The organism is Collinsella aerofaciens (assembly GCF_039062365.1).
Lineage (GTDB): Bacteria > Actinomycetota > Coriobacteriia > Coriobacteriales > Coriobacteriaceae > Collinsella.
The window spans coordinates 1-23,316 of the sequence record NZ_JBCJBI010000017.1 but is presented as its reverse complement, the minus strand read 5'-3'; the positions used below and the strand labels follow the sequence as shown (position 1 = coordinate 23,316).

17 protein-coding genes are annotated in these 23,316 nt (G+C 61.9%); 16 read left to right on the top strand and 1 reads right to left on the bottom strand.

The annotated features are described in order from the left end of the window. Positions 1-3 precede the first annotated feature (3 nt). The 5 genes from ABCN01_RS08350 to ABCN01_RS08330 all read left to right on the top strand — a co-directional run bounded on the left by ABCN01_RS08350 (position 4) and on the right by ABCN01_RS08330 (position 6,222). Positions 4-669 carry a DUF4956 domain-containing protein gene (locus ABCN01_RS08350; protein WP_195568033.1) on the top strand — a complete coding sequence of 222 codons (666 nt, stop codon included), beginning with the start codon at positions 4-6 and terminating at the stop codon, positions 667-669. A 271-nt stretch (positions 670-940) separates the two neighbouring features. Further along, positions 941-1,912, top strand: a complete 972-nt coding sequence (locus ABCN01_RS08345) for a LacI family DNA-binding transcriptional regulator (protein ID WP_342996846.1) — start codon at positions 941-943, stop codon at positions 1,910-1,912. A 184-nt stretch (positions 1,913-2,096) separates the two neighbouring features. Continuing rightward, a complete protein-coding gene (locus ABCN01_RS08340; RefSeq protein ID WP_342996834.1) occupies positions 2,097-3,497 on the top strand; it encodes a PTS transporter subunit EIIC in 1,401 nt (466 codons plus the stop codon). A 107-nt stretch (positions 3,498-3,604) separates the two neighbouring features. Further along, positions 3,605-5,137: a glycoside hydrolase family 32 protein gene (locus ABCN01_RS08335; RefSeq protein WP_342996835.1), complete on the top strand. Its 1,533-nt coding sequence runs from the start codon at positions 3,605-3,607 to the stop codon at positions 5,135-5,137. A gap of 95 nt (positions 5,138-5,232) precedes the next feature. After that, on the top strand, positions 5,233-6,222 hold the full coding sequence (locus tag ABCN01_RS08330) for a PLP-dependent transferase (RefSeq protein WP_342996836.1): 990 nt from the start codon (positions 5,233-5,235) through the stop codon (positions 6,220-6,222). 114 nt (positions 6,223-6,336) lie between these two features. Here ABCN01_RS08330 and ABCN01_RS08325 read toward each other — a convergent pair whose 3' ends face one another. Continuing rightward, entirely contained in the window at positions 6,337-6,681 is a 345-nt protein-coding gene (locus tag ABCN01_RS08325; protein WP_342996837.1) for a winged helix-turn-helix domain-containing protein, read from the bottom strand. 193 nt (positions 6,682-6,874) lie between these two features. On the opposite strand from ABCN01_RS08325, the gene ABCN01_RS08320 reads away from it, so the two are divergent. From ABCN01_RS08320 to rpoD, 11 genes are all read left to right on the top strand, one after another. After that, positions 6,875-8,386: an IMP dehydrogenase gene (locus tag ABCN01_RS08320; RefSeq protein ID WP_342996838.1), complete on the top strand. Its 1,512-nt coding sequence runs from the start codon at positions 6,875-6,877 to the stop codon at positions 8,384-8,386. A gap of 369 nt (positions 8,387-8,755) precedes the next feature. Next, the gene (leuS, locus tag ABCN01_RS08315) at positions 8,756-11,332 is read left to right on the top strand and encodes a leucine--tRNA ligase (protein WP_342996839.1); all 2,577 of its coding nucleotides are present in this window, start codon (positions 8,756-8,758) and stop codon (positions 11,330-11,332) included. A 256-nt stretch (positions 11,333-11,588) separates the two neighbouring features. Then, positions 11,589-12,083, top strand: a complete 495-nt coding sequence (locus tag ABCN01_RS08310; protein ID WP_152068090.1) for a ribosome maturation factor RimP — start codon at positions 11,589-11,591, stop codon at positions 12,081-12,083. A 1-nt stretch (position 12,084) separates the two neighbouring features. Further along, positions 12,085-13,332 carry a transcription termination factor NusA gene (nusA, locus tag ABCN01_RS08305; RefSeq protein WP_006234042.1) on the top strand — a complete coding sequence of 416 codons (1,248 nt, stop codon included), beginning with the start codon at positions 12,085-12,087 and terminating at the stop codon, positions 13,330-13,332. A 91-nt stretch (positions 13,333-13,423) separates the two neighbouring features. After that, positions 13,424-16,138: a translation initiation factor IF-2 gene (gene infB / locus ABCN01_RS08300; RefSeq protein ID WP_342996840.1), complete on the top strand. Its 2,715-nt coding sequence runs from the start codon at positions 13,424-13,426 to the stop codon at positions 16,136-16,138. An 11-nt stretch (positions 16,139-16,149) separates the two neighbouring features. Continuing rightward, positions 16,150-16,560 (top strand): 30S ribosome-binding factor RbfA, encoded by a 411-nt coding sequence (gene rbfA, locus ABCN01_RS08295; protein ID WP_006234038.1) that lies wholly within the window; start codon positions 16,150-16,152, stop codon positions 16,558-16,560. Further along, positions 16,553-17,596, top strand: coding sequence for a DHH family phosphoesterase (locus ABCN01_RS08290; RefSeq protein ID WP_342996841.1), 1,044 nt, complete (start codon positions 16,553-16,555; stop codon positions 17,594-17,596). Before rbfA ends, ABCN01_RS08290 begins: the two co-directional genes overlap by 8 nt. A 15-nt stretch (positions 17,597-17,611) precedes the next feature. After that, positions 17,612-18,544 (top strand): tRNA pseudouridine(55) synthase TruB, encoded by a 933-nt coding sequence (gene truB, locus ABCN01_RS08285; RefSeq protein WP_342996842.1) that lies wholly within the window; start codon positions 17,612-17,614, stop codon positions 18,542-18,544. Next, positions 18,541-19,548: a riboflavin biosynthesis protein RibF gene (gene ribF, locus ABCN01_RS08280; RefSeq protein WP_342996843.1), complete on the top strand. Its 1,008-nt coding sequence runs from the start codon at positions 18,541-18,543 to the stop codon at positions 19,546-19,548. The genes truB and ribF overlap by 4 nt, the downstream gene beginning before the upstream one ends. Further along, positions 19,541-21,649: a DNA primase gene (dnaG, locus tag ABCN01_RS08275; RefSeq protein ID WP_342996844.1), complete on the top strand. Its 2,109-nt coding sequence runs from the start codon at positions 19,541-19,543 to the stop codon at positions 21,647-21,649. Before ribF ends, dnaG begins: the two co-directional genes overlap by 8 nt. 110 nt (positions 21,650-21,759) lie before the next feature. Next, a complete protein-coding gene (gene rpoD / locus ABCN01_RS08270; protein ID WP_342996845.1) occupies positions 21,760-23,109 on the top strand; it encodes an RNA polymerase sigma factor RpoD in 1,350 nt (449 codons plus the stop codon). The last annotated feature ends 207 nt before the right edge of the window (positions 23,110-23,316 follow it).

The window sequence follows — 23,316 nt, the reverse complement described above, 5'->3', positions numbered from 1 at the left end:
ACCATGAGCACCAGGGACTTTTTTAAGAACTCCGTCTTGGAGGCGTTTGGTCAGGTCGACCCTGCCAAGATCGGCCTGTCGCTGCTCGTGGCACTCGCCATGGGCATCCTGATCTATTACGTGTACAAGCGCTTTTTTACCGGCGTGGTGTACTCGCGAAGCTTTGCCGTGACGCTCGTGGGCATGTGCGTGCTCACCTGCATGGTCACGCTCGCGATCTCGACGAACGTGGTCATCTCGCTCGGTATGGTCGGTGCTCTGTCCATCGTTCGTTATCGTACGGCGGTCAAGGATCCGCTCGACCTGTTGTATCTGTTTTGGGCCATTACCACGGGCATTACGGCAGGCGCCGGCATGTATGCGCTCGTGGGGCTTACGGCGGTGGTGATCGTTGCGATGATCGCCGGCTTTGCGAGCCACCAGGACAAGGCGCGCGTGTACATGATGGTCATCCACTACACGGGCCAGACTACCGGTGATGATATCGTGCGTGCATTTGGGCGCACCAAGTTTACCGTCAAGTCTAAGACTATGCGCGGCGACAAAGTCGAGATGGCCGTCGAAGTGTTCTCGGACGGCGTGGATATGCCCTATGCCGACGCCATCCGCGCGCTCGACGGCGTGGAGGACCTGACGCTCATCCAGTACAACGGTGAATACCACGGCTAACTATGTTCCGGCGTTTTAACAAACGCCGGACCGCTCGACGCTGCGCGGACATCTGCCGGGCGATCTGCCGCTCAAACCGTCGCTCGCGTACATAAAGTACGCTTCGCTCCTCTTTCGCGGCACCTCGTCACGGCAGCTGCCCGCTCGCTGACGTTTGCTCGACCTGGGCGGTTGAAATGATCCATGGGCCCGTCTCATTTGCTCAATTTGCTGGCATGGGTTGGGTATTATGGTGAAAGCGATTTCAACGACAGGGGCTCTCGTGGTAAAGATGAAAGATGTGGCCGAGCTGGCCGGCGTTTCGAGCGCCGCCGTCTCGCGCTACCTCAATGGTGGGTACATATCGGCGGACAAGGCCGAGCGCATTAAGCAGGCGATTGAGCTGACCGGATACGTGCGTTCTAGTCAGGCTCGTGCGCTGCGCACCGGCTCCACCAAGCTCATCGGCGTCATCGTACCCAAGATCAACTCGGAATCCGTGAGCCGCATTACCGCCGGTATTGGCCAGGTGCTCGGTCGCCGTGGCTACCAGATGCTGCTTGCCAATACCGATAACGCCCCCGATCGCGAGCTCGAGTACCTCGATTTATTCCAAAACCACCCGGTCGATGGCATTGTGCTGGTGGCAACCATGATCACCGACGAGCACCGTCGCGCGATTGAGTCGTGCCGTGTGCCCATTGTGTTGATCGGCCAACATGTCGAGGGTGCGGCGTGCGTCTATCACGACGATTACGAGGCTGCCTTTGAGCTGGGCCGTGCGCTTGCGGGTCGCGTGGACGGCAAGATTGCCTACATTGGGGTTACCGAAGAGGACCGCGCGGCCGGTTATGATCGCCGTCGCGGTTTTGAGGCCGGATTGCGCGCCGCGGGTAACCCGCTCGATGCCGCCTTGATTCGTCTGGGCTCGTTTACGCTCGACTCGGGCTATGGTGCGGCGCGTGAACTGCTTTCTGCCGCTCCCGATGTTTCGTTTATCGCCTGCGCGACCGACACCATGGCGGCGGGCGCACTGCGTGCCATCGATGAAGTTCGCGGCATGGGCGAGGGCATACACCGCGTGAGCGGTTTTGGCGACAACGCGTTTTTGAGCGCGCTGACGGGCGGCATTCCCACCGTGCACTATGGCTACCTGACCAGTGGCGTCGAGGCGACCAATATGTTGCTTGACGCGCTTGACGGCGTGGAGGGGGAGGGCGGCCTGCGGACGCTCAAGCTTGGGCATCAGCTCATGAATGTCTAGGCTTTGGGCATTTCTGTGTGTCTCCGACCCCTCATATCTTGCCGCAAAACTACCATTCGCCGGCCTATTCCTACCGTTCACCCTACTGTGAAAACGATTACAGACATATGAGACTGAAAACGATTACAGTGTAAGTGTCAAAGATGGCCGGGCGCAGATGCGCCCGTTGGAGGAAAGGGAAGTCATGGACTACCGCAAATCAGCCCAAGAGGTGCTCGACAACATCGGTGGCGCCGGCAACGTTGTTTCGGCCGCACACTGCGCCACGCGTCTGCGCCTTGTGATTGCCGATAACGCCAAGGTCGACAAGGAGGCCCTCGAGAATATCGACGGCGCCAAGGGCGTCTTTGAGGCCCAAGGCCAGCTCCAGATTATTTTTGGCACTGGCACCGTCAACAAGGTCTACGACGAGTTCATTGCGCTCAGCGGCGTCGAGGCTGCCACCAAGGCCGAGGTCAAGGAGGCAGCGGCGCAGCAGCAGAACATCTTTATGCGTGCCATTAAGGTGCTCGGCGACGTCTTTGTCCCCATCATCCCCGCCATCGTGGCTTCGGGCCTGCTGCTGGGCATTATGAGCGCCCTCAACTTTATGGCCTCCAACGGCTTTATCGCGCTCGACACCAATAACTTTATTTATAAGATTGCCGACCTGGTCTCGGGCACGTCCTTTGGCATTCTGCAGATCCTGATCGGTTACTCCGCGGCTAAGGCCTTTGGCGCCAACCCGTACCTGGGCGCCGTCGTCGGTGGTGCATTCATCAACTCCTCGCTGCAGAGCGCCTATACGGTTGCCTCCGAGGGCGTGCAGACCATGGTCAACGTCATCCCCGGCGTGTACAGCTTTGAGTGGGTCGGCTATCAGGGTCATGTGATCCCCATCGTCATCGCCTGTGCCATTCTCGCCTTCCTCGAGAAGCGCCTGCACAAGATCGTTCCCGAGATGTTCGATCTCTTTGTGACTCCGCTTGTCTCGGTGTTCGTGACCGTGCTCGTGACTCTCGTTGCCGTCGGCCCCATCTTTGTCTGGGCCGAGAACGCCATCCTCGGTCTGATTCAGGCCCTTCTGACCCTGCCCTTCGGCATCGGTTCCTTTATCGTCGGCCTGTTCTATGCCCCCACGGTCGTTACCGGTATCCACCAGATGTACACCGCCATCGACCTGGGCCAGCTTGCCCAGTACGGCGTGACCTACTGGCTGCCCATCGCCAGTGCTGCCAACATCGCTCAGGGTGGCGCCGCACTCGCCGTTGCCTTTAAGACCCGCGATGCCAAGATCAAGGGTCTGGCGCTTCCTTCGGCCCTGTCCGCCTTCATGGGCATTACCGAGCCTGCCATCTTTGGTGTGAACCTGCGCTTCTTTAAGCCCTTCATCGCCGGCTGCATCGGCGGCGGTTGCGGTGCCCTGGTCTGCGCGCTCACTTCGCTGGCTGCCTCCGGCACGGGCGTTACCGGTATCTTCGGTATCCTGCTGTGCCTGGCCCAACCCGTGCAGTACGCGATCATGTTTGCGGTCGCCGCGCTGGTTTCCTTTGCCGTCTCGTTTGTCCTGTACAAGGACGAGCCCAAGGCTTCCGAGCAGGCCTAAGAGCTTTTGATTGAGGGGATGCCCGCGGGTCGTATGCTCGCGGGCGTTTCCCGTATCTGGTGCCGATCTCTTGTGCCTTGTAACTTTCGATCCGTTAGGACTTTGATATGTCTAATGCACTTGGTCGCGACCTTGCAAAGCTGGTCGCCGCTGTTGACGCCGCCGCCTCTGAGTGCGGTCATGGCGCGTATGGCCAACGCTTCCATATTATGCCGCCGGCGGGTTGGCTCAACGACCCCAACGGTCTTTGCCAGGCGGGTGGCGTGTTCCATGCCTATTTTCAGTATGCGCCGTTTGATGTCGAGGGCGGCGTTAAGGCCTGGGGCCATGCGACGAGTCGCGATCTTATGACGTGGGACTACGTTGGCGCCCCGCTGCTGCCCGACGAGCCGTTCGATTGCCACGGCGTGTATTCGGGCTCCGCGCTTGCCGAGGACGGTCGCATTCGCGTACTTTATACGGGCAACGTTAAGCTTTCCGATTCGGACGGGACGTACGACTACGTCAATACCGGCCGCCGCGCCGATACTGTTTATGTCGAGAGCGCCGATGGACAGACGTTTAGCCAAAAGCGCGTGGTGCTGGCTTCCGAGGATTATCCCGAGGATTTGACCTGCCATGTGCGCGATCCCAAGGTGTGGCGTGACGCGGACGGGCGTTATCACATGGTGCTGGGCGCGCGTCGTCGCGTGGATGGGCCGCATGTAGATAGTCGATTTTGCGCCATGCACGGCGAGGGTGCCGGGCGCGATGTGGGCGAGATCCTGGTGTATGGCTCGGCCGATATGCTGAGTTGGGAGCTCGAGAGCCGTGTTTCTACGTCCGAGCGCTTTGGCTTTATGTGGGAGTGCCCGGGGTATCTGGAGCTTGAGGCGGATGGTGGTGTGCCGGCGAAGTGGCTGTCCTTCTCGCCCCAGGGGCTCGAGGGCGGCCGTTGGGACCGCGGCAACGTATACGCTGCTGGCTACATGCCTGTAACGGGCGACATTACCGGTGGTGACGGCGCCTATGAGCTGGGACAGTTCCGTCTGTGGGACGCCGGTTTTGACTTCTATGCTCCGCAGGAGTTTACGTCCGAGGATGGTCGCCACATTTTGATCGGCTGGATGGGCATGCCCGATGAGCCGACCTATGGCAACGACCCCACTGTGGTGTGCGGCTGGCAGCACTGCATGACGGTGCCGCGTGAGCTTTCAGCCGGTGCCGACGGCGTGGTGCTGCAGCGGCCGGCGCGCGAGATTGAGCACCATTATGCCTCGGTGCGTGTGGGGGAGGGCTCGTTGGAGGTTGCTGGCGATACCTGTTTTGACGTTGTTGTTGACGGTGTCGACGGCGCGTTTACCGCGACCGTTGATGGCGAGCTGAAGCTGGCGTTTGTGCCCGCCAATGGCGAGCTGCCCGCGCGCTTTGAGATGCGATTTACCGATGAGGGTCGCGCTTCTGCCGGCTGCGGCCGTACCGTGCGCTGGGAGCCCATCGACGAGGTCCGTAACGTGCGCATTGTCGGCGATGTCTCGTCGGTCGAGGTGTTTGTGAATGATGGCGCGCTCGTGTTTTCGACGCGCATCTATCCCGAGGCCTATGGCGTGACCGTTGACGCTCCGGGTGCGAGCGTGAACTATCACGCGCTCAACATCTAGGCGTTTCGTCGCATATCGGCGCTATACTGCAGCCGTTGCCCACGATGCGGGGAACACCCGCATCGTGGGTTTTTGTTTTGAAGGGACGGTGCCGTGTGGACGTGCAACAGCTAGAAGAGGCCTGGGCTGCAAGGGCCGGCGCGCGTGAGGCGTTTCTTGTCGCTGCTCCGCATGTGCCGGCGGCGCTGTCTCAGCTGGGGATTGTGCGTCCCGGTGACCGCCTGGTTGCGTTTGCCGATGACTTTGCCGATGCGTTTGAGTGCGGCTTTGATGGCTGTGATGTTGTGCTGGTGGGGGAGCCGTCCGCCGAGGCGTATGCCGCCGCATCCGAGGGCTTTGATGCTTCGTTTGATGCCGAGGGGCCGCACCTGTGGTGGTTCGTCAACTCCATCGGCGGGTTTGGTCTGCGTGTGCCCGACCTGCGCGCGTTAGGCCCCGCAGCGCGTGCGGCTCATGCGCTGCTCGTGGTGGATAACACCGTGGTTGGTGTCTTTGGGTGCGACCCGCTGCGTTTGGGTGCCGTGCTGTCGCTCGAGGCGCTCGATCGCGTGTGCGCCGGCAAAGCTCCGCGCAAGCTCGTTGCCGCTTCGGTGGCGCGCTCGCAACTCAAGCGCCATCGTGTGGATGCCGCTGCCGAGTGCGCGCATGCCCTGCTTGAGGGCTGTGGCTTGGCCAGGCTTGATTTGACTGCTGACGAGGCCGGTGTGCTGAAGCGCGGGCTGGACTCGCTCGATGCCCGCATGCAGGCACACTTCGACCGCGCCCGTGCGCTGGCCGAGTATCTGGCCGCCAACGAGATGGTGTGCAACGTGCGCTATCCTGGGCTGAGCTCGCATCCCGATCATGCGGTTGCAACGGGAATCCTCGAGCACGGCTTTGGTCCGGCAGTTGAATTTGACCTTATCGAGCGTAGCGCGGGAGAGCTGTTCGACGCTTTACCGGGAGAGTTTCGTACATCGCCTGCCGGCGGTGCAACGACGCGCCTTTCGGCTCCACGCGGCAAGCAGGGGAGCACCGTTCGCCTCTTCGCCGGCACCGACGACCCCTTGATCGTGGCCGCCACCCTAGACAACGCCCTTCGATGATTATTCTGGGACGGGGATTAAAAAATCATTAGGTACACAATGATTTTTTAATCCCCGTCCCAGAATAATCATCTATGGTGACCGACCAGCTAAAAAGGCCCCGTCCTAAATTGGCTACTCTTTGATGCTGGCGATGAGGGCGTCGGCTTTGGTGGCAATGACTTCATTGATGTCGGTCTGCAGCTCCTCGTAGACCGCTATGGCTCGCTCTCCGGCGGGCGTGAGCGTGGATCCGCGGGCTCCGTCGCGCTCGATGAGTTTGCAGCCCAGCTGACCTTCGGCCTCGTTCACGATGCGCCAGGCCTTGGAATACGCCATGCCCATGCTCTTGGCGGCACGGTTGAGAGAGTGCTCGCGGGCGATGCCCTGCAGCAGTAAGACGCAGCCGTGGCCGAACACGCCCGGCAGATCTTTGTCGCACGCTTGAATGACCAACTTTGCCGTCGTCTTGTACTCCATATGCTCCACGTCTCCCCGCTAAAGTGTTTGCTGGTCAAACGCAAAGCCTGCGTCAAACCCTCGTGTGCTCTTCTTAAATCATGCATTGTAGCAGTCAAAGTGCGTTAAGATACTTCCCCAGTATTGGGCGCCCAAGGTTGGGCTGGGTCCTACGAGGCCTGCAGCCGACCGGTCGCATGGAAAAAGGAGAAACATGGCTACGTTCTTTCCCGGTGAGTCCCACACGTTTTCGGAGTATCTGCTGGTCCCTGGTTACTCGTCCTCGCAGTGCATCCCCAACAACGTCTCTCTTAAGACGCCGCTAACCCGCTTTAAGCGCGGTGAGAAGCCGGCAATCACCCTGAACATCCCCATGGTTTCCGCCATCATGCAGTCCGTCTCGGGCGTCGACATGGGTGTCGCGCTCGCTACCGAGGGCGGCCTGTCCTTCATTTACGGTTCCCAGAGCGCCGAGTCCGAGGCCGCTATGGTCAAGGCCGTCAAGGATCACAAGGCCGGTTTCGTTCAGTCCGATTCCACGCTGACCCCCGACATGACCATGGAGCAGGTCATCGAGCTTAAGGAGAAGACCGGCCACTCCACCATGCCGGTCACCGACGACGGCACTTCCAAGGGTAAGCTCCTGGGCATCGTCACCAGCCGTGACTATCGCCCCAGTCGTGATGACCACCAGACGAAGGTCTCCGAGTTCATGACCCCGCGTGAGCAGCTCATCGTGGGCGACAAGAACATCAGCCTCAAGGTTGCCAACGACGTCATCTGGGACAACAAGCTCAACGCCCTGCCGATCGTCGACGACAACGATCACCTTATGGGCATCGTCTTCCGCAAGGACTACGACAGCCACAAGACCAACCCCAACGAGCTGCTCGATAACGACAAGCGCTACATGGTCGGCGCTGGTATCAACACCCGCGACTATGCCGAGCGCGTGCCGCTGCTCATCGAGGCCGGTGCCGACGTTCTGTGCATCGACTCTTCCGAGGGCTTCAGCGAGTGGCAGAAGCGCACCATCGAGTGGATCCGCGCCAACTACGGCGAGGACGTCAAGGTCGGTGCCGGCAACGTCGTCGACGCCGAGGGCTTCCGCTTCCTGGCCGACTGCGGTGCCGACTTCATCAAGGTCGGTATCGGCGGCGGCTCCATCTGCATCACCCGTGAGACCAAGGGCATCGGCCGTGGCCAGGCCACCGCGCTGATCGACGTCTGCCGCGCTCGCGACGAGTACTACGAGGAGACCGGCGTCTACGTGCCCGTGTGCTCCGATGGCGGCATCGTCTACGATTACCACATGACGCTCGCCCTTGCCATGGGTGCAGACTTTATGATGCTGGGTCGTTACTTCGCCCGCTTTGACGAGAGCCCGACCGAGCGCGTCAACGTGAACGGTCAGTACATGAAGGAGTACTGGGGCGAGGGTTCTGCGCGTGCTCGCAACTGGCAGCGCTACGACCTGGGCGGCGCCGCGAAGCTCAGCTTCGTCGAGGGCGTCGACTCCTACGTTCCCTACGCCGGTTCCCTCAAGGACGGCGTGGGCGGCACGCTCTATAAGGTCAAGTCCACGATGTGCAACTGCGGTGCCCTCTCGATCCCCGAGCTCCAGGAAAAGGCACGCCTGACCCTGGTGAGCTCGACCTCGATCGTCGAAGGCGGCGCCCACGACGTAGTCGTGAAGGATTCCCAGCAGAGCGTTTCCTATCGATAAGCGGCTTTCCCAAGCACCGCACCTTGCCGTTCAAACCGTCGCTCGCGTACCAAAGTACGCGTCGCTCCTCTTTCACGGCAATCTGCGGCACTTGGAAAACCCGACCATGCTTGGGCTGGTAACAATTAGCGGTTGATTCTCAGCCACGTTATTTAGATAAAGCGAGATGCCCGCAAGTCGCAGGCATCTCGCTTGTTGTATTTGCTAGAATCATCCAAGTTAACCCTAGGGTCGGGCGGCTAGGCTTTGCTCGCTGCAAGTTCCGCACGAGCCGAAGGCCACTTAATGTGGCCTTCGTGCGAGCAGGACTGTCCGCAGCAGCGAGTAAAGCCTAGCCGACCGGCCCCAATCAAGTTAAAAGGAGCTGATATGTGCGATTGCGCAGATCATAAGGACGAGATCCCTGCCTACGACGCGCAGGCCATTGAGTCCCGATGGATGAAGGCCTGGGAGGACTCCAACCTCTTTGCCGTCGACACCGACGACAGCAAGCCCAAGAAGTACGTGCTCGAGATGTTCCCGTATCCGTCGGGCGACCTGCATATGGGCCACGCGCGCAACTATACCATCGGCGATGCCATGGCCCGTCAGGCCCGCATGCGCGGTTACGACGTGCTGCATCCCATCGGCTTTGACGCCTTTGGCCTGCCTGCCGAGAACGCCGCTATCAAGCACAACACGCAGGCTGCTGCCTGGACGTATAAGAACATGGACCAGGCGCTCGCCACGATGAAGCGCATGGGCTTCTCCTACGATCTGGATCGCATGGTCAAGACCTGCAGCCCCGACTACTACCGCTGGGGTCAGTGGATCTTTGAGAAGCTGTGGGAAAAGGGCCTGGTCTACCGCAAGAAGAACCCGGTCAACTGGTGCCCCACTTGCAAGACCGTTCTGGCCAACGAGCAGGTTACCGAGGGTAAGTGCTGGCGCTGCGGCACCGAGCCCGAGAAGCGCGACCTGGAGCAGTGGTACTTCAAGATCACCGAGTACTCCCAGGAGCTGCTCGATGATCTGGAGAAGCTCCCCGGCTGGCCCGAGCGCGTCAAGCAGATGCAGGCCAACTGGATCGGTCGCTCCGAGGGCGCCGAGGTCGACTTTACCCTGTGCGACCGGGATGGCGAGCCCATCGAGGGCGACGAGGGCAAGATCACCGTCTTCACCACGCGTGCCGATACGCTCTTTGGCGTTTCCTTCTTTGTCCTGGCTCCCGAGTACGCCGGCCTGCACGAGCTCGTCGAGGGCACGGAGTACGAGGAGGCCGTCACCAAGATCGTCGAGGACTCCAAGCATATCTCTGCCGTCGAGCGTGCCCAGGGCACCCTCGAGAAGCACGGTGCCTTCACGGGCCGCTATGTGGTAAACCCCGTCAACGGCGAGAAGGTCCCCGTGTGGGTTGCCGATTATGTCGTTGCCGACTACGGTACCGGTGCCGTCATGGCCGTTCCCTGTGGCGACCAGCGCGACTTTGAGTTTGCCCGTAAGTACGACCTGCCGATCGTGCCGATCATCCTGGATGACGATGACCGTGCTGCCGTCGAGGCCAGCGGCGAGACCATCGATACTTTCCATGCCGAGACCGTCGACTGGGATTGCGCTCACGCTGCCGAGGGCACGCTCGTCCAGTCCGGCAAGTACACCGGCATGCGCGGCGGCAAGCACTCCGAGGGCGAGGCTGCGATCGTGGCCGACCTCGAGGCCATGGGCTGTGGTCGTCGCAAGGTCGAGTTCCGTCTGCGCGACTGGCTCATTTCCCGTCAGCGCTATTGGGGCAACCCCATCCCGGCCATTCACTGCGAGCACTGCGGTATCGTGCCCGTGCCCGAGGATCAGCTGCCGGTGACGCTGCCCGAGAACCTGGACTTGGGCGCCGGCGAGACCCTCGCCGAGTGCAAGGAGTTCTACGAGACCACCTGCCCGGTCTGTGGTCGCCCGGCCAAGCGCGAGACCGATACCATGGACACCTTCACCTGCTCCAGCTGGTATTACCTGCGCTATACCGATCCGCACAACACCGAGCTGCCCTTCTCACGCGAGGCCGCCGACCGTTGGATGCCCGTCGATAACTACATCGGCGGCATCGAGCACGCCATTCTGCACCTGCTCTACAGCCGCTTCTTTACCAAGGCACTGCGCGACCTGGGCCTGCTGAGCGTGGACGAACCCTTCACCAACCTGCTGTGCCAGGGCATGGTCAAGGACGAGAACGGCGACACCATGTCCAAGTCCAAGGGCAATGTCGTGCCCCCGAGCTCGGTCATCGAGCCCTACGGCGCCGACACCATGCGTTTGGCGATTCTGTTTATCGCCCCGCCCGAGAAGGACTTCGACTGGGATCCCAAGGCCGTTGAGGGCGCCAACCGCTTCATCAAGCGCGCCTGGCGTATCGTTTGGCAGCTCGTCCAGTCCGGCGACGCCAACGTGGCCTTCGACAAGTCCGCGCTCGACGAGGTCGCGATGAAGCTCTATCGCGAGCGTCACCGCACCATCGCCAAGTGCACCGAGGACTTCGACCGCGGCCAGTTCAACACTGCCATCTCGGCCGTCATGGAGCTCGTCAACGCGGCGAGCGCCTACCTCAACGCCACCGAGGGTACCGCCCGCGACAAGGCGCTGTGCTACGGCGTGGCCAAGGACATTGTGAGCGTCCTTGCCCCCATCTGCCCGTTCTGGGCCGACGAGCTGTGGCATGAGGCACTCGGCTGCGAGGGCAATGCCTACACCGCCGCCTGGCCCGAGTTCGACCTGGCCGAGTCCATCGAGGACACGGTGCAGATCGTCGTCCAGGTGCTCGGCAAGGTTCGTGGCCGCATCGATGTCGCCCGCGACGCCTCCAACGAGGAGATGCAGGCTGCCGCCGAGGCCGCCGTCGCCAAGTGGCTCGAGGGCAAGACGGTCGTCAAGGCCATCTGCGTGCCCGGTAAGCTGGTCAACCTGGTGGTCAAGTAAGCACTGCGCGCTTAGCTGACGCATAAAAGACGAGGGGCGATCCGATTGGGTCGTCCCTCGCTTTGGTTATGGATACTTGCGACAACACCCAATTATCTATTTCTTGTGGAGAAGCTGTGCGCACGCTGACCTGCAGATTCGTACTATGCTTGCACGTTTCCGCAGCTATTGGTATAGTTTGCTTGCAAATGAAGTTGTAATTGAAAGAAGTGGGGTTTCGGCCCCGCTTCTTTTTTGTATGGATGGAGGTGCCGCAATGGTCAAGACCAAGACCGAGCAGGCGATCATCGACGCGCTCGAGGCCGTCGCTCCCCAGCACGATATCGACATCGTCGACGTCGAGCTCGTGGGTGCCACCAAGGCCCCCTGCGTGCGCGTGCGTATCGAGGGTGCCGAGGGTCAGAGCCTGTCGCTCAACGACGTCACGGCCAACACCAAGTGGGTCGGCGATGTGATTGAGGAGCTCGACCCCATCTCTTCGAGCTATACGCTCGAGGTGTCGAGCCCGGGCATGGCGCGCCCGCTGCGCCGCCCGTGCGACTTTGCCCGCTTTGTGGGCGAGAACTGTGAGCTCACCTCCACCGCTACCGAGGGCCGTCGCAAGTACGCCGGCAAGATTGCCGCCGCCACCGAGACGAACGTGACCCTCGAGCTCGAGGACGGCGAGTCCGTTACCCTCGATTTCTCTGATGTTAAAAAGTGCAAGTTGAAGCCCACCTACGACTTCAAGCCCGCGAAGGAAGGAAAGTAAGATGGCAGCATCCGACATGATGTCCGCCCTGATGGAGCTTTGCCAGGAGAAGCACATCGACCAGCTCTACCTGATCGACCGCCTGGAGCAGTCGCTCGCCAAGAGCTATGCCGAGATCCTGCATCTTGAGTGGGGCGCCAAGGTGACCATCGACCGCACCACCGGCAAGATCTACGTCTACCGCCTGGAGCCGATCGACGATTCCATGGACGAGGAGGGCAATTTCACCGAGTTTGAGGAGATCGACGTCACCCCCAAGAATACGAGCCGCATCGCCGCCCAGCACGCCAAGGCCGAGATCAACGCCATCGTGCGCAACTCCGCCCGCGAGCAGATCTACGAGGAGTTCTCAGGCCGCATCGGTGACCTCATCAGCGGTACCGTGTTGCAGTCCACGCCCGACTTCACGATTGTCAAGATTCGCGAGGGCGTCGAGGCCGAGCTTCCGCACTTCGACCAGCGCCGTTACGAGAACGAGCGCAACGAGCGTCCGATGGGCGAGCGCTACCTGCACAACCAGCACATCAAGGCCGTGATCATCGACGTTCGCGACCCCAACTCCAACCTGCAGCCGGTTCGTGGCGAGCACAGCCGTCCGCCGATTGTCATCTCCCGTACCCACCCCGAGCTCATGCGTCGTCTGTTTGAGCAGGAGGTGCCCGAGATCTATGAGGGCACCGTCCAGATCAAGTCGATCGCCCGCGAGCCCGGCCAGCGCTCCAAGGTCGCCGTCCACTCGCTCGACGACCGTCTGGATCCCGTGGGCGCCTGCGTCGGCCCCAAGGGCAGCCGTGTTCGCGCTGTCGTGGGCGAGCTCCGTGGCGAGCGCGTCGACGTCATCCTTTGGGATGCCGATCCTGCCGTCTACGTTGCCAACGCCCTTTCGCCTGCCAAGGTCACCCGCGTCCTCATCGACGAGGAGAAGGCTTACGCCGGTGTCATCGTGCCCGACGACCAGCTGTCCCTCGCCATCGGCAAGGAGGGCCAGAACGCCCGCCTCGCCGCGCGCCTGACCGGCTGGCACATCGACATCAAGTCCGAGACCCTTGCCGCCGACATCCTCAAGAACGTTCCCGTTCACGAGGAGCCCGCCGCCGACCTGATCGGTGACGAGGAGGACGAGGACGTCCGCCGTTGCGAGTATGTGTCCGAGGACGGCATCCAGTGCCGCAACCAGGCTCGTCCCGGCTCCCGTTTCTGCGGTGTCCACGACACCGACGCCTTCGATGATGCGGAGGACCTGATCTAGCGCGCGGTCGCGCCGGGCAGGTCCCGGCGCATCTCCCACGCTCGTTCAGTCTCTAGGCACCCAAGGTGCCAGAAAGGGTAGGTGAAGTCATATGGCAAAAGTCCGTGTGTCCACCCTGGCCAAAGAGTTCGGCATGACCTCCAAGGAACTGATGGGTCATCTCGCCGATATGAAGATTCCCGCTAAGTCCGCTTCCTCCACTCTGGAGGACGCCTACGTCGCCATGGTCCGCAAGCAGCTCGCCTCGGTGATCGAGGCCCGCGCCCAGGAAGTCGAGGCCGCCAAGCAGGCCGAGGAGCAGGCAGCTGCCGCCGAGGAGGCCGCTCGCGCCGCCGAGGCCGAGCGCGAGCGCATCGCCGCCGAGAAGGCCCGCGAGGAGGAGCGCCGCCAGTTTGCCGCAGCCCAGGCTGCTGAGGAGGCTGCCCGCGCCGAGGCCGAGGCCAAGAAGAAGGCCGAGCAGGAGCGCCTTGCCCGTGAGAAGGAGGAGGCTGCCCGCGAGGCCCAGCGCCGCGCCGTTCCCGCTTCCGACTCCGGTTCGCGCTTCCGTTCGCTGCTCGACCAGATCGCCGCACAGGAGACCGTGCTCAAGGAGAAGAAGGACGCCGAGGACAAGGCCAAGGCCGAGCGCGCCGCCGAGCGCGGTAACCGTCGTGGCGGCAACAACGACCGCCGCGGTGGCCGTCGTAACGATCGCAACGCCTCTGACAACAACTCTGAGCGCAACGCCTCCGAGAGCCGTCCGCACAGCCATCGCACCAACGCCAGCAACAACGTTGCTGCCGGCATGGACTTCCCCAACCCCGATAAGCAGAGCAAGGGCAAGAAGCGCAAGGGCGGTCACAACAACGAAGAGGACCACTACAGCCGCATGGCTCGCGAGGCCGAGGAGTACAGCCGCGAGAAGGTGCTCGAGGAGGCTCGTGCCGCCGTCGAGGAGGCCTCACGCGAGTCCACCGGTCGCCGCAAGAAGCGCAAGGAGAAGCGCGAGCGCGAGGCTGCCAAGGCTCAGGAGGAGCGCAAGATAGAGGAGGCGCTGGCCCAGGGCGTGAACCCCGAGGACCTCGACGCCATCAAGGTCTCCCAGGGCGTTACCGTCCAGGAGCTTGCCGAGGCGCTCGACGTTCCGGCCAACGACATCATCAAGCGCCTGTTCCTGCTTGGTACGCCGCTTACCATGACGCAGTCCATGTCCGACGACCTCGTCGAGCTCGTCGCCGACGACCTGGGCCGTCAGATCAAGATCATCACCCCCGAGGAGGAGAACACCTTCTCGTTCTACGACGATCCCGCCGACCTTAAGCCGCGCGCCCCGGTCGTCACCGTCATGGGTCACGTCGACCACGGCAAGACGTCGCTGCTCGACGCCATCCGTCACACCGGCGTTGCTGCCGGCGAGGCAGGCGGCATTACGCAGGCCATCGGCGCTTCGCAGGTCATGATCAACGACCGCAAGATCACCTTCATCGATACCCCGGGCCACGCTACCTTTACGGCCATGCGTGCCCGTGGCGCCAAGGTGACCGACATCGTCATTCTGATCGTGGCTGCCGACGACGGCGTCATGCCCCAGACGGTCGAGTCGATCAACCACGCCAAGGCCGCCGGCGTTCCCATCGTCGTCGCCGTCAACAAGATCGATAAGCCGGGCGCCAACCCCGACCGCGTGCGCCAGGAGCTCACCGAGTACGGCGTCATCCCCGAGGAGTGGGGCGGACAGAACATGTTCGTCAACATCTCGGCCAAGCAGAAGATCGGCATTGATGACCTTCTGGAGACCGTGCTGCTCCAGGCAGACGTGCTCGAGCTCAAGGCTAACCCGGACACCTTTGCCTCCGGCAACGTCCTCGAGGCCAAGCTCGACAAGGGTCGCGGCTCGGTCGCTACCGTGCTCGTGACCCGCGGTACCCTGCACGTGGGCGATACGCTGGTCGCTGGCCTCACCTACGGCCGCGTCCGCGCCATGCTCGACCCCAAGGGTCGCGCCGTCACCGAGGCCGGTCCCTCCGACGCTGTCGAGATCCTGGGCCTGCAGTCCGTGCCCAACGCCGGTGACGAGTTCCGCGTGTTTGAGGACGAGCGCGAGGCTCGCGCCCTGGCCGACGAGCGTTCGCTCAAGGCCCGTATCGAGGAGCAGAGCCGCGTCAAGCACGTCACGCTCGAGAACCTCTTCGAGACCATCGCCGACGCCGAGGTCAAGGAGCTCAACCTGATCATCAAGGCCGACGTCCAGGGTTCCATCGAGGCCCTTCAGGACTCGCTCGACAAGATGGATCAGTCCGAGGTTCGCATCAACACGATCCACTCCGCCGTTGGCGCCATCAACGAGACCGACGTCGTCCTGGCCGACGCCTCCAACGCCATCATCATCGGCTTTGGCGTCCGTCCCGACGGTAAGGCCCGCTCCGCCGCCGAGCGCGAGGGTGTCGAGATCCGTTGCTACGACGTCATCTACAAGTGCCTCGAGGAGCTCGACGCGGCCCGTATCGGCATGCTCAAGCCCACCGAGGTCGAGGTCGCCACGGGTACCGCGACCGTCCTGGACACCTTCAAGGTGCCCAAAGTCGGTATCGCCGCCGGTGTCCGCGTCGAAGAGGGCGAGATCGCCGCGACCGATTCCGTGCGCCTGGTGCGCGACGGCATCGTGGTCTTCAACGGCAAGATCGCCTCGATGCGCCACTACAAGGACGAGGCCAAGAGCCTCAAGAGCGGTTCCGAGGGCGGCATTGGCCTGGAGAACTTCCAGGACATCAAGCCCGGCGACCAGATCGAGGGTTACCGCATCGACCAGGTTGCCCGTACCGAGTAGGGGGTAGCGCTATGAAGCAAACGCAGGCAACCCGCCGTCTGGGCGAGCAGCTTCGCGAGAAGCTTGGTTATATCCTGCTCTTTGAGGTTTCCGATCCGCGTCTCGACCTGGTTACTTTGACCGCGGTCGAGGTCGCGGTGGACCGTTCGTTCGCGCGTGTGTACGTGTCGTGCGATGCAAGCCGCTACGACGAGGTCATGGAGGCGCTCGCAAGCGCCAAGGGCCGTATTCGCAGCCTGTTGGCTCGCTCGCTCGATTGGCGTGTTACGCCCGAGCTCGATTTTCGCATCGATCGCTCGACCGATGAGGCCGAGCGCATCACGCGTGCGCTGGAAAACGTTCCCGCCACGCTTGCGATCGAAAAGGACGAGGACGGCTATCCGATAGCGGATGCCGCCCAGGAGGCAGCTTTAGATGACTAATTCCGCCGACCTCGCCTCGTGCGAGTCTGCAGATATTCAGCGACGCATCCTCGAGCTCATCGAGGGTGCGTCCTCCATTGCGATTTCGGGACATACTTCTCCCGATGGCGATGCCCTGAGCTCCGTATTGGGTCTGGGGCTTTCGCTCATGAAATTTTTCCCCAACAAGGACATTGCGCTGCTGCTGGCAGACGATGACCCGGTTCCGCGCATCTACCGATTTATGGAAGGCTCCGACCGTCTGGTGCCGGCATCTACGTACACCGGCAATCCGGACCTGTTCATCTCGGTGGACGTGCCGGTCGTCGAACGCCTGAATAACTCCGCCGAGGTGCTTCGTCGCTCCAAGCATGTGGTGTGCTTCGATCACCATCCGGCGCGCGAGGAGTTTGCCGAGCTGAGCCTGAGACGCGTCGAAGCTGCAGCCTGCGCCATGATAATTGACCGTTTCTTGGACAATTGTGGCATTGTCGCCCGTGATGGCGTCGCGACTTGCTTGCTGTGCGGCTTGGTGACCGACACCGGTCGTTTCCAGTACCAGAACGCCGATGCCGCCGCGTTCCATGCGGCCTCGCGACTGGTTGCCCACGGTGCCGATCCGGCGCGTGTGGCACTCGAGGTATATCAGAGCATGCGCGTTGAGTTTTTGCACCTCAAGTCCATCGTTATGGGCCGCATCAAGACGGTGGCCCACGGGCGCGTCGCGTATAGCTACGCGTACCAGAGCGACCTTGAGGCTTGCGGTGTCACCTCGGATGAGTGCGACGGCCTGGTTGACGTGGTGCGCTCAGTGATGGGCGTGGAGGTCTGCCTGTTCCTGAAGGGTATCGAGGGCGATACCAAGGTGCGCGGCAACCTGCGCTCCAAGGGCGACCTCAACGTGTCCGAGATCGCTGCTGCCTTTGGCGGAGGCGGACATCCCGCTGCCGCCGGTTTCTCCAACAACGGAACGATTCTCGAGACGCTCACCGTGGCACTTCCCATGCTGGCCGAGCTGGTAGGGGAGGATCCCGCTTCGGTGACCGTCGAGCTTTAACTTTTTGGATGGTACATGGCTCGTCGTACGCCTTCACAACTGAATATGCTGCTCGCCGTCGATAAGCCGGTGGGCTGCACGTCCCACGATGTGGTCTCGCAATGCCGGCGCGCCCTCCATGAGCGGCGCGTCGGCCATGCCGGCACGCTCGACCCCATGGCATCGGGTGTCATGGTGGTGGGCGTGGGCCAGGCCACTCGTCTGCTGGGCATGCTCACGCTCGATACCAAAAGCTACGTCGCCGATATTTCGTTTGGCGCCGAGACGAATACCGATGACGCGGAGGGCGAGGCGGTCCGCACGGTGGCTGTTGCCAACGAGCTCCGCGATCCTGCCTATGCCCGTGAGCACTTGGCCGCCATGCTGGGTCCGCAGATGCAGGTGCCGCCGGCGTTTTCGGCTATCTCGGTCAATGGCGTTCGCGCCTATAAGTCTGCTCGCGAGGGCAATGCGGTGGACCTACCTCCGCGCCCCGTCGAGGTCTATGCCGCCGACCTGATCGCCGTGGGCGGCGAGGGCGATTCGTGTGTGTGGACCGTGGCGTTCTCGGTGAGCAAGGGCACCTACATTCGTGCGCTCGCTCGCGACCTGGGCCGCGCCTGCGAGAGCGCCGCGCACATTTCCGCGCTGCGCCGCACGGCCTCCGGTGTTGTTTCCATTGGCGCCTGTCATGCGGTCGAGGAGCTTTCTCCCGAGTCCGCCGCTGGCTTTGCCCTGGATCCCATTGTGGCCCTGGGCGCCACTCGCGTTGACTTGCCGGGCAATCTTGCCGACGACCTGCTCTGCGGCCGACGCATTCCCGTTGAGCGTGCGCTTGCCGATTTCGATGCCTCGAAGGCGCCGTTTGCGTTGGTGCTCGATGGGGGACTCAAGGCGCTCGCTCGCATTGAGGGCGGCCGCTTTGTCATGGAGCACGTGTTTCCGCAGGCAATCGGCGGTGTTCGATGATGTTGTCCGCTCGCGTGCTCGGCCGTATCTTTTTCGCGGGTGAGTCGGACGAGGCTCGCATCGTTACTGCCGATACGTTTGATGAGTGCGAGCACTTGGGTGCCGCCTCCATCGCCATCGGCGTGTTCGACGGCGTTCACCGTGGACATCAGGAACTCATCGAAGCGCTTGTCCGTGATGCCCGTGCCCGTGGCTGTAAGGCGGTCGTGGTTACCTTCGATCCCGACCCGGACGTTGTGGTGAGCCCTTCGCCCGCTCAAAAATTGATGACGACGGCCGACCGTCTGCATGCCCTGGCTCAAACCGGGGTCGATGCGGTGGTGGCCGTTCCCTTTACGCCTGAGGTTGCGGCGCTTGACCATGTTGATTTTCTCTCGCTGGTGTCGCGTCTGGTTGACATTCGTTCGATTCGCGTTGGCAGTGACTTTAGACTGGGTCGTGGCGGTGCTTCTGGTGTTGCCGAGATGCGCGCCTGGGGTGCCGAACATGGCGTTGACGTGTATGGTCACGACTTGCTTTGCGAGGGCGGTGAGGCCATTTGCGCCACCCGTATCCGTCATGAGCTCGGACAGGGCCATGTGGAGCTGGCTGCTGAGTTACTCGGCCGTCCGTATATGGTGCGTGGCGGTGTTATTCGCGGCCGTCACGAGGGCTCTGGCATGGGCTTTCCCACGGCAAACCTACAGGTTCCCGACGGTATTCAGGTGCCTGCCGATGGCGTGTATGAGGGTCTGGTGCTGGTCGATGACACCGCGTGGCCCGCTGCCGTGAACGTCGGACTGCCGCCGACGTATGCCGACGATGCGGCATCTGCGCATCTCGAGGCTAATTTAATTGGTTATACGGGCGACCTCTATGGCGCTTCCGTTTCGCTGGGGTTTACGCGCTGGCTACGTCCCTCGCGTGTGTTCGATTCGCTGGATGAGTTGATTGCGACCGTCGAGGGTAATATCGAGGACATTCGTCACAACTTGGGTGAGCAGGGGGTGAGCATCCGTGATTAGCGATGAGGAAAAAGACCAGGTACGCGCTGCGTCTGACCTGGTTGCCATCGTGCAGGAAACGGTCGAGCTCAAGCCCCGCGGCCATGAGTTTTGGGGATGCTGCCCCTTCCATGGCGAAAAGACGCCGTCCTTCCACATTATCCCCGCCACGCAGGTGTGGCATTGCTTTGGCTGCGGTGAGGGTGGCGACGTCTTCACCTATATCATGAAGCGCGAGAACCTGAGCTTTCCCGAGTCAATCCGTTATTTGGCCGATCGCGCAGGTATTGAGCTGCACGACACCGGAGATCGCTGCGAGCGCGGTACTAAGCGTGCCAGAATCTACGATCTGTGCGCCGAGACCGCCCAGTTCTACCACACCATGCTTATGCGTGGTAAGGACGGCCGTCCGCGTGAGTACTTTGCCAGCCGCGGCATGGGTGGCGACGTCTGCCGCCGCTACTGCCTGGGCTTTGCGCCGGGCCGCAACGCGCTGGTGTCGCACCTGTCTCAGGCGGGTTTTACTCCGCAGGAGATGATCGATGCCAACGTTGCCGTGAGCCGCGGGCGCGGGCAGCTTGCCGACCGCTTCTACGACCGCGTGATGTTTCCCATCTTTGACGAGCAGGGTCATAACATCGCCTTTGGTGGTCGCATCATGGGTGACGGCCAACCCAAGTACCTCAATACCGCCGAGACGAGCGTGTTTCATAAAAAGCGAAACCTCTACGGCTTTAATTGGGCCAAAGAGTTTATCGTCGCGCAGGATACCGCCATTGTGGTGGAGGGCTATACCGACTGCATCGCCTGTTGGGAGGCGGGGATCAAAAACGTTGTCGCCACTTTGGGCACTGCGCTTACGGAGCATCACGTCAAGACGCTCACCCGCTTTGCCAAGCGCATCGTCTATATGTTTGACGGAGACGCCGCGGGCCAGAAGGCCGCTCGCCGTGCGATTCAGTTTATCGAGCAGGATTCTATGGACCTGCGCTGCGTGGTGCTGCCCGACGGCAACGACCCTATGGAGTTCATCACGGCGCACGGCGGCCAGGAGCTGCAGGCGCGCATCGACGCGGCCGAGCCGCTTATGGACTTTGTTTACCGTTCGCTGCAGGAGTCGAGCGATATTACCACGCCGGGCGGTCGCGCAAAGGCGCTGGAAGATGCGCTGACGCTTATCTATCCGCTGCGCGACAGCTATATGATCGACACGTACTTTATCCAGATTGCCGACCTGCTGGGTTTGGATCTGGAGACCGTGCGTGCGAGCTCGGGCCGTGTGTTTCGTGATGTCGCCAAGCGCGAAGATGCTGAGCGCCGTCGCGAGCAAAACTATGAGCGCCAGCGAGCACAAGCCGAGCGCTCTGGTAGCGCGGGCGGTCGGGCATCGGGTTCTCACGATGCCGGTCGCGGTGCTTGGGCGTCGGGCGCTACGCCGCCGGTGTCCGCGCCGGTCGAAGAAGAGCCGTACGACTACGTCCCGCTCGATGCCTACGATGCCGCGCCCGTGGAGGTCGTCGACGACCTGCCGCCGATCGACGTGCCTGATGGTATGGGCTCTGTTCCTGTGCCAGATGGTTCGGACGCACCGGCTGCGGCGGCCCCTATGGTTCTGACCGATTTGGAACGCAAGTCCTTGGCGGGAGAGCGTGAGCTGCTGACCATGCTCACGAGCTACCCCGACCTGTTCCGCACGTATGCCGACCGCATCTGCTCCATCGAGTGGGTTGACCCACGTCACGAGTCCATCGCGTGGGCTGTTCTGGCAACGCCGCCGGGAACCGATCCTGCAGCCTGCATGGATGCGGCGCGCTCGGTGTGTCCCGAGGCGGCAACGCTTGTGAGTGCCGGGCGCATCTCGGCGACGAGCAAGCACCCCACCGAGACGAACATCGTGTTTATGCTCGATACGCTCGAGCTCTACACCATCAAGCGCCGCATGCGTGCCGCACAGGCCAAGCTGCGCCAGGATCGTTCGCTCGATGATGAGGCCCGCCGCGCGCTGACCGTACAGGCCGCGCAGGATTCGCAGCGTCAACGCGAACTGCAAAAGTCGATCGGTGGCGTGGCAGACCCGTTCCGTTTGATCGGCCTGGAGGTCGCAGGCACCGAACAAGCCTAGATGTTGTGGTCAACCAGCGTATTCTCGCCTATATCCAGCCCTCTTTTTGGGTATAGACGTCAATGTGTGTGCTAAAGTATTGAGTCCTGTGGACTATGAAGGGAGAATCTGTGCCAAAAAAGACTGAGAGCACGGGTACTGGGCTGGAATCCTACGTTGCAAAGCTCATGGGCAACGGCTCAAACAGGACTTCGGTAACCGAGGACGAGATTCAGGTCGCCCTGAAGGATATCGATGTTTCTGACGAGCAGCTCACCGCGGTGTATTCCGCGCTGCGCAACAGCGGCATCCAGATTATCTCCGCGAGCGGTAACGACGACGCCCCCATGGGCGTCGACGATGACGATAACGATACCGATACCGACGATTTCGATGACGACGACGAGCACGATTCCGGCTCGCTCGACGATCATGAGCTCAAGATGGCCCGTCAGGCCGACGCCGAGATGGGTTCTTCCAAGAGCAAGAAGAAGCGCACCGTGCGCACGTCCCGTTCGCGTTCGCGCGTGCGCGGCATCGATGCCTCCACGGTGATGCTGACCGGCGACCCGGTCCGTATGTACCTCAAGGAGATTGGCAAGGTCGACCTGCTGACCGCCTCGGAAGAGGTCGATCTGGCCATGAAGATCGAGGCCGGTCTCGAGGCCACCGAGAAGCTCGAGGCTGCCGATGCTGGTGAGCTCGAACTCACGCGTGCCGAGATGCGTCGCCTTACGCGCATTGAGAACGTGGGCCTCGAAGCCAAGCAGGCGCTCATCAGCGCAAACCTGCGTCTGGTCGTCTCCATCGCCAAGCGCTATGTTGGTCGCGGCATGCTGTTCCTGGACCTGATCCAGGAGGGCAACCTCGGTCTGATTCGCGCCGTCGAGAAGTTTGACTACCAGAAGGGCTTTAAGTTCTCCACGTACGCCACGTGGTGGATCCGTCAGGCCATCACGCGCGCTATCGCCGACCAGGCCCGTACCATCCGTATTCCCGTGCACATGGTCGAGACCATCAACAAACTCGTCCGCGTGCAGCGCCAGCTTCTTCAGGACCTTGGTCGCGACCCGACCCCCGAGGAGATCGGTGCCGAGATGGACATGAGCGCCGACCGCGTCCGCGAGATCCAGAAGATCTCGCAGGAGCCCGTGTCGCTCGAGACCCCCATCGGCGAGGAAGAAGATTCCCAGCTGGGCGACTTCATCGAGGACTCCCAGGCCATCGTTCCGCCCGATGCCGCCAGCTTCTCCATGCTGCAGGAGCAGCTCACCCAGGTGCTCGATTCGCTTGCTGATCGTGAGCGCAAGGTTATCGAGCTGCGCTTTGGCCTTGTCGACGGTCATCCCCGCACGCTCGAGGAAGTCGGCCGCGAGTTTGGCGTCACGCGCGAGCGCATCCGCCAGATCGAGTCCAAGACCCTGGCCAAGCTTCGCCACCCGAGCCGCAGTAGTAAGCTGAAGGACTATATCGAAAGTTAGTCAAGCAAGAAGCGCCCTCAAGCACATCCGCTTGAGGGCGCTTTCATGTAGTTGTTGGGGACGTTCTAATGTAGTCGTTGGGGACGTTCTTGAATGACTAGTCGTTTAAGAACGTCCCCAATGATTAGGTGGTTGATTTTCAATCTCAATGCAACAGCCTGAACGGGTCCCGCGTTTCCGCAGCTAGCGCAACGCGGAAATAGCTCC

Excerpts from the sequence above, each read along its gene's own strand:
- ABCN01_RS08350 (WP_195568033.1), top strand. The coding sequence starts at position 4 with ATGAGCACCAGGGACTTTTTTAAGAACTCCGTCTTGGAGGCGTTTGGT.
- ABCN01_RS08345 (WP_342996846.1), top strand. The coding sequence starts at position 941 with ATGAAAGATGTGGCCGAGCTGGCCGGCGTTTCGAGCGCCGCCGTCTCG.
- ABCN01_RS08340 (WP_342996834.1), top strand. The coding sequence starts at position 2,097 with ATGGACTACCGCAAATCAGCCCAAGAGGTGCTCGACAACATCGGTGGC.
- ABCN01_RS08335 (WP_342996835.1), top strand. The coding sequence starts at position 3,605 with ATGTCTAATGCACTTGGTCGCGACCTTGCAAAGCTGGTCGCCGCTGTT.
- ABCN01_RS08325 (WP_342996837.1), bottom strand. The coding sequence starts at position 6,681 with ATGGAGTACAAGACGACGGCAAAGTTGGTCATTCAAGCGTGCGACAAA.
- ABCN01_RS08320 (WP_342996838.1), top strand. The coding sequence starts at position 6,875 with ATGGCTACGTTCTTTCCCGGTGAGTCCCACACGTTTTCGGAGTATCTG.
- leuS (WP_342996839.1), top strand. The coding sequence starts at position 8,756 with ATGTGCGATTGCGCAGATCATAAGGACGAGATCCCTGCCTACGACGCG.
- ABCN01_RS08310 (WP_152068090.1), top strand. The coding sequence starts at position 11,589 with ATGGTCAAGACCAAGACCGAGCAGGCGATCATCGACGCGCTCGAGGCC.
- nusA (WP_006234042.1), top strand. The coding sequence starts at position 12,085 with ATGGCAGCATCCGACATGATGTCCGCCCTGATGGAGCTTTGCCAGGAG.
- infB (WP_342996840.1), top strand. The coding sequence starts at position 13,424 with ATGGCAAAAGTCCGTGTGTCCACCCTGGCCAAAGAGTTCGGCATGACC.
- rbfA (WP_006234038.1), top strand. The coding sequence starts at position 16,150 with ATGAAGCAAACGCAGGCAACCCGCCGTCTGGGCGAGCAGCTTCGCGAG.
- ABCN01_RS08290 (WP_342996841.1), top strand. The coding sequence starts at position 16,553 with ATGACTAATTCCGCCGACCTCGCCTCGTGCGAGTCTGCAGATATTCAG.
- truB (WP_342996842.1), top strand. The coding sequence starts at position 17,612 with ATGGCTCGTCGTACGCCTTCACAACTGAATATGCTGCTCGCCGTCGAT.
- ribF (WP_342996843.1), top strand. The coding sequence starts at position 18,541 with ATGATGTTGTCCGCTCGCGTGCTCGGCCGTATCTTTTTCGCGGGTGAG.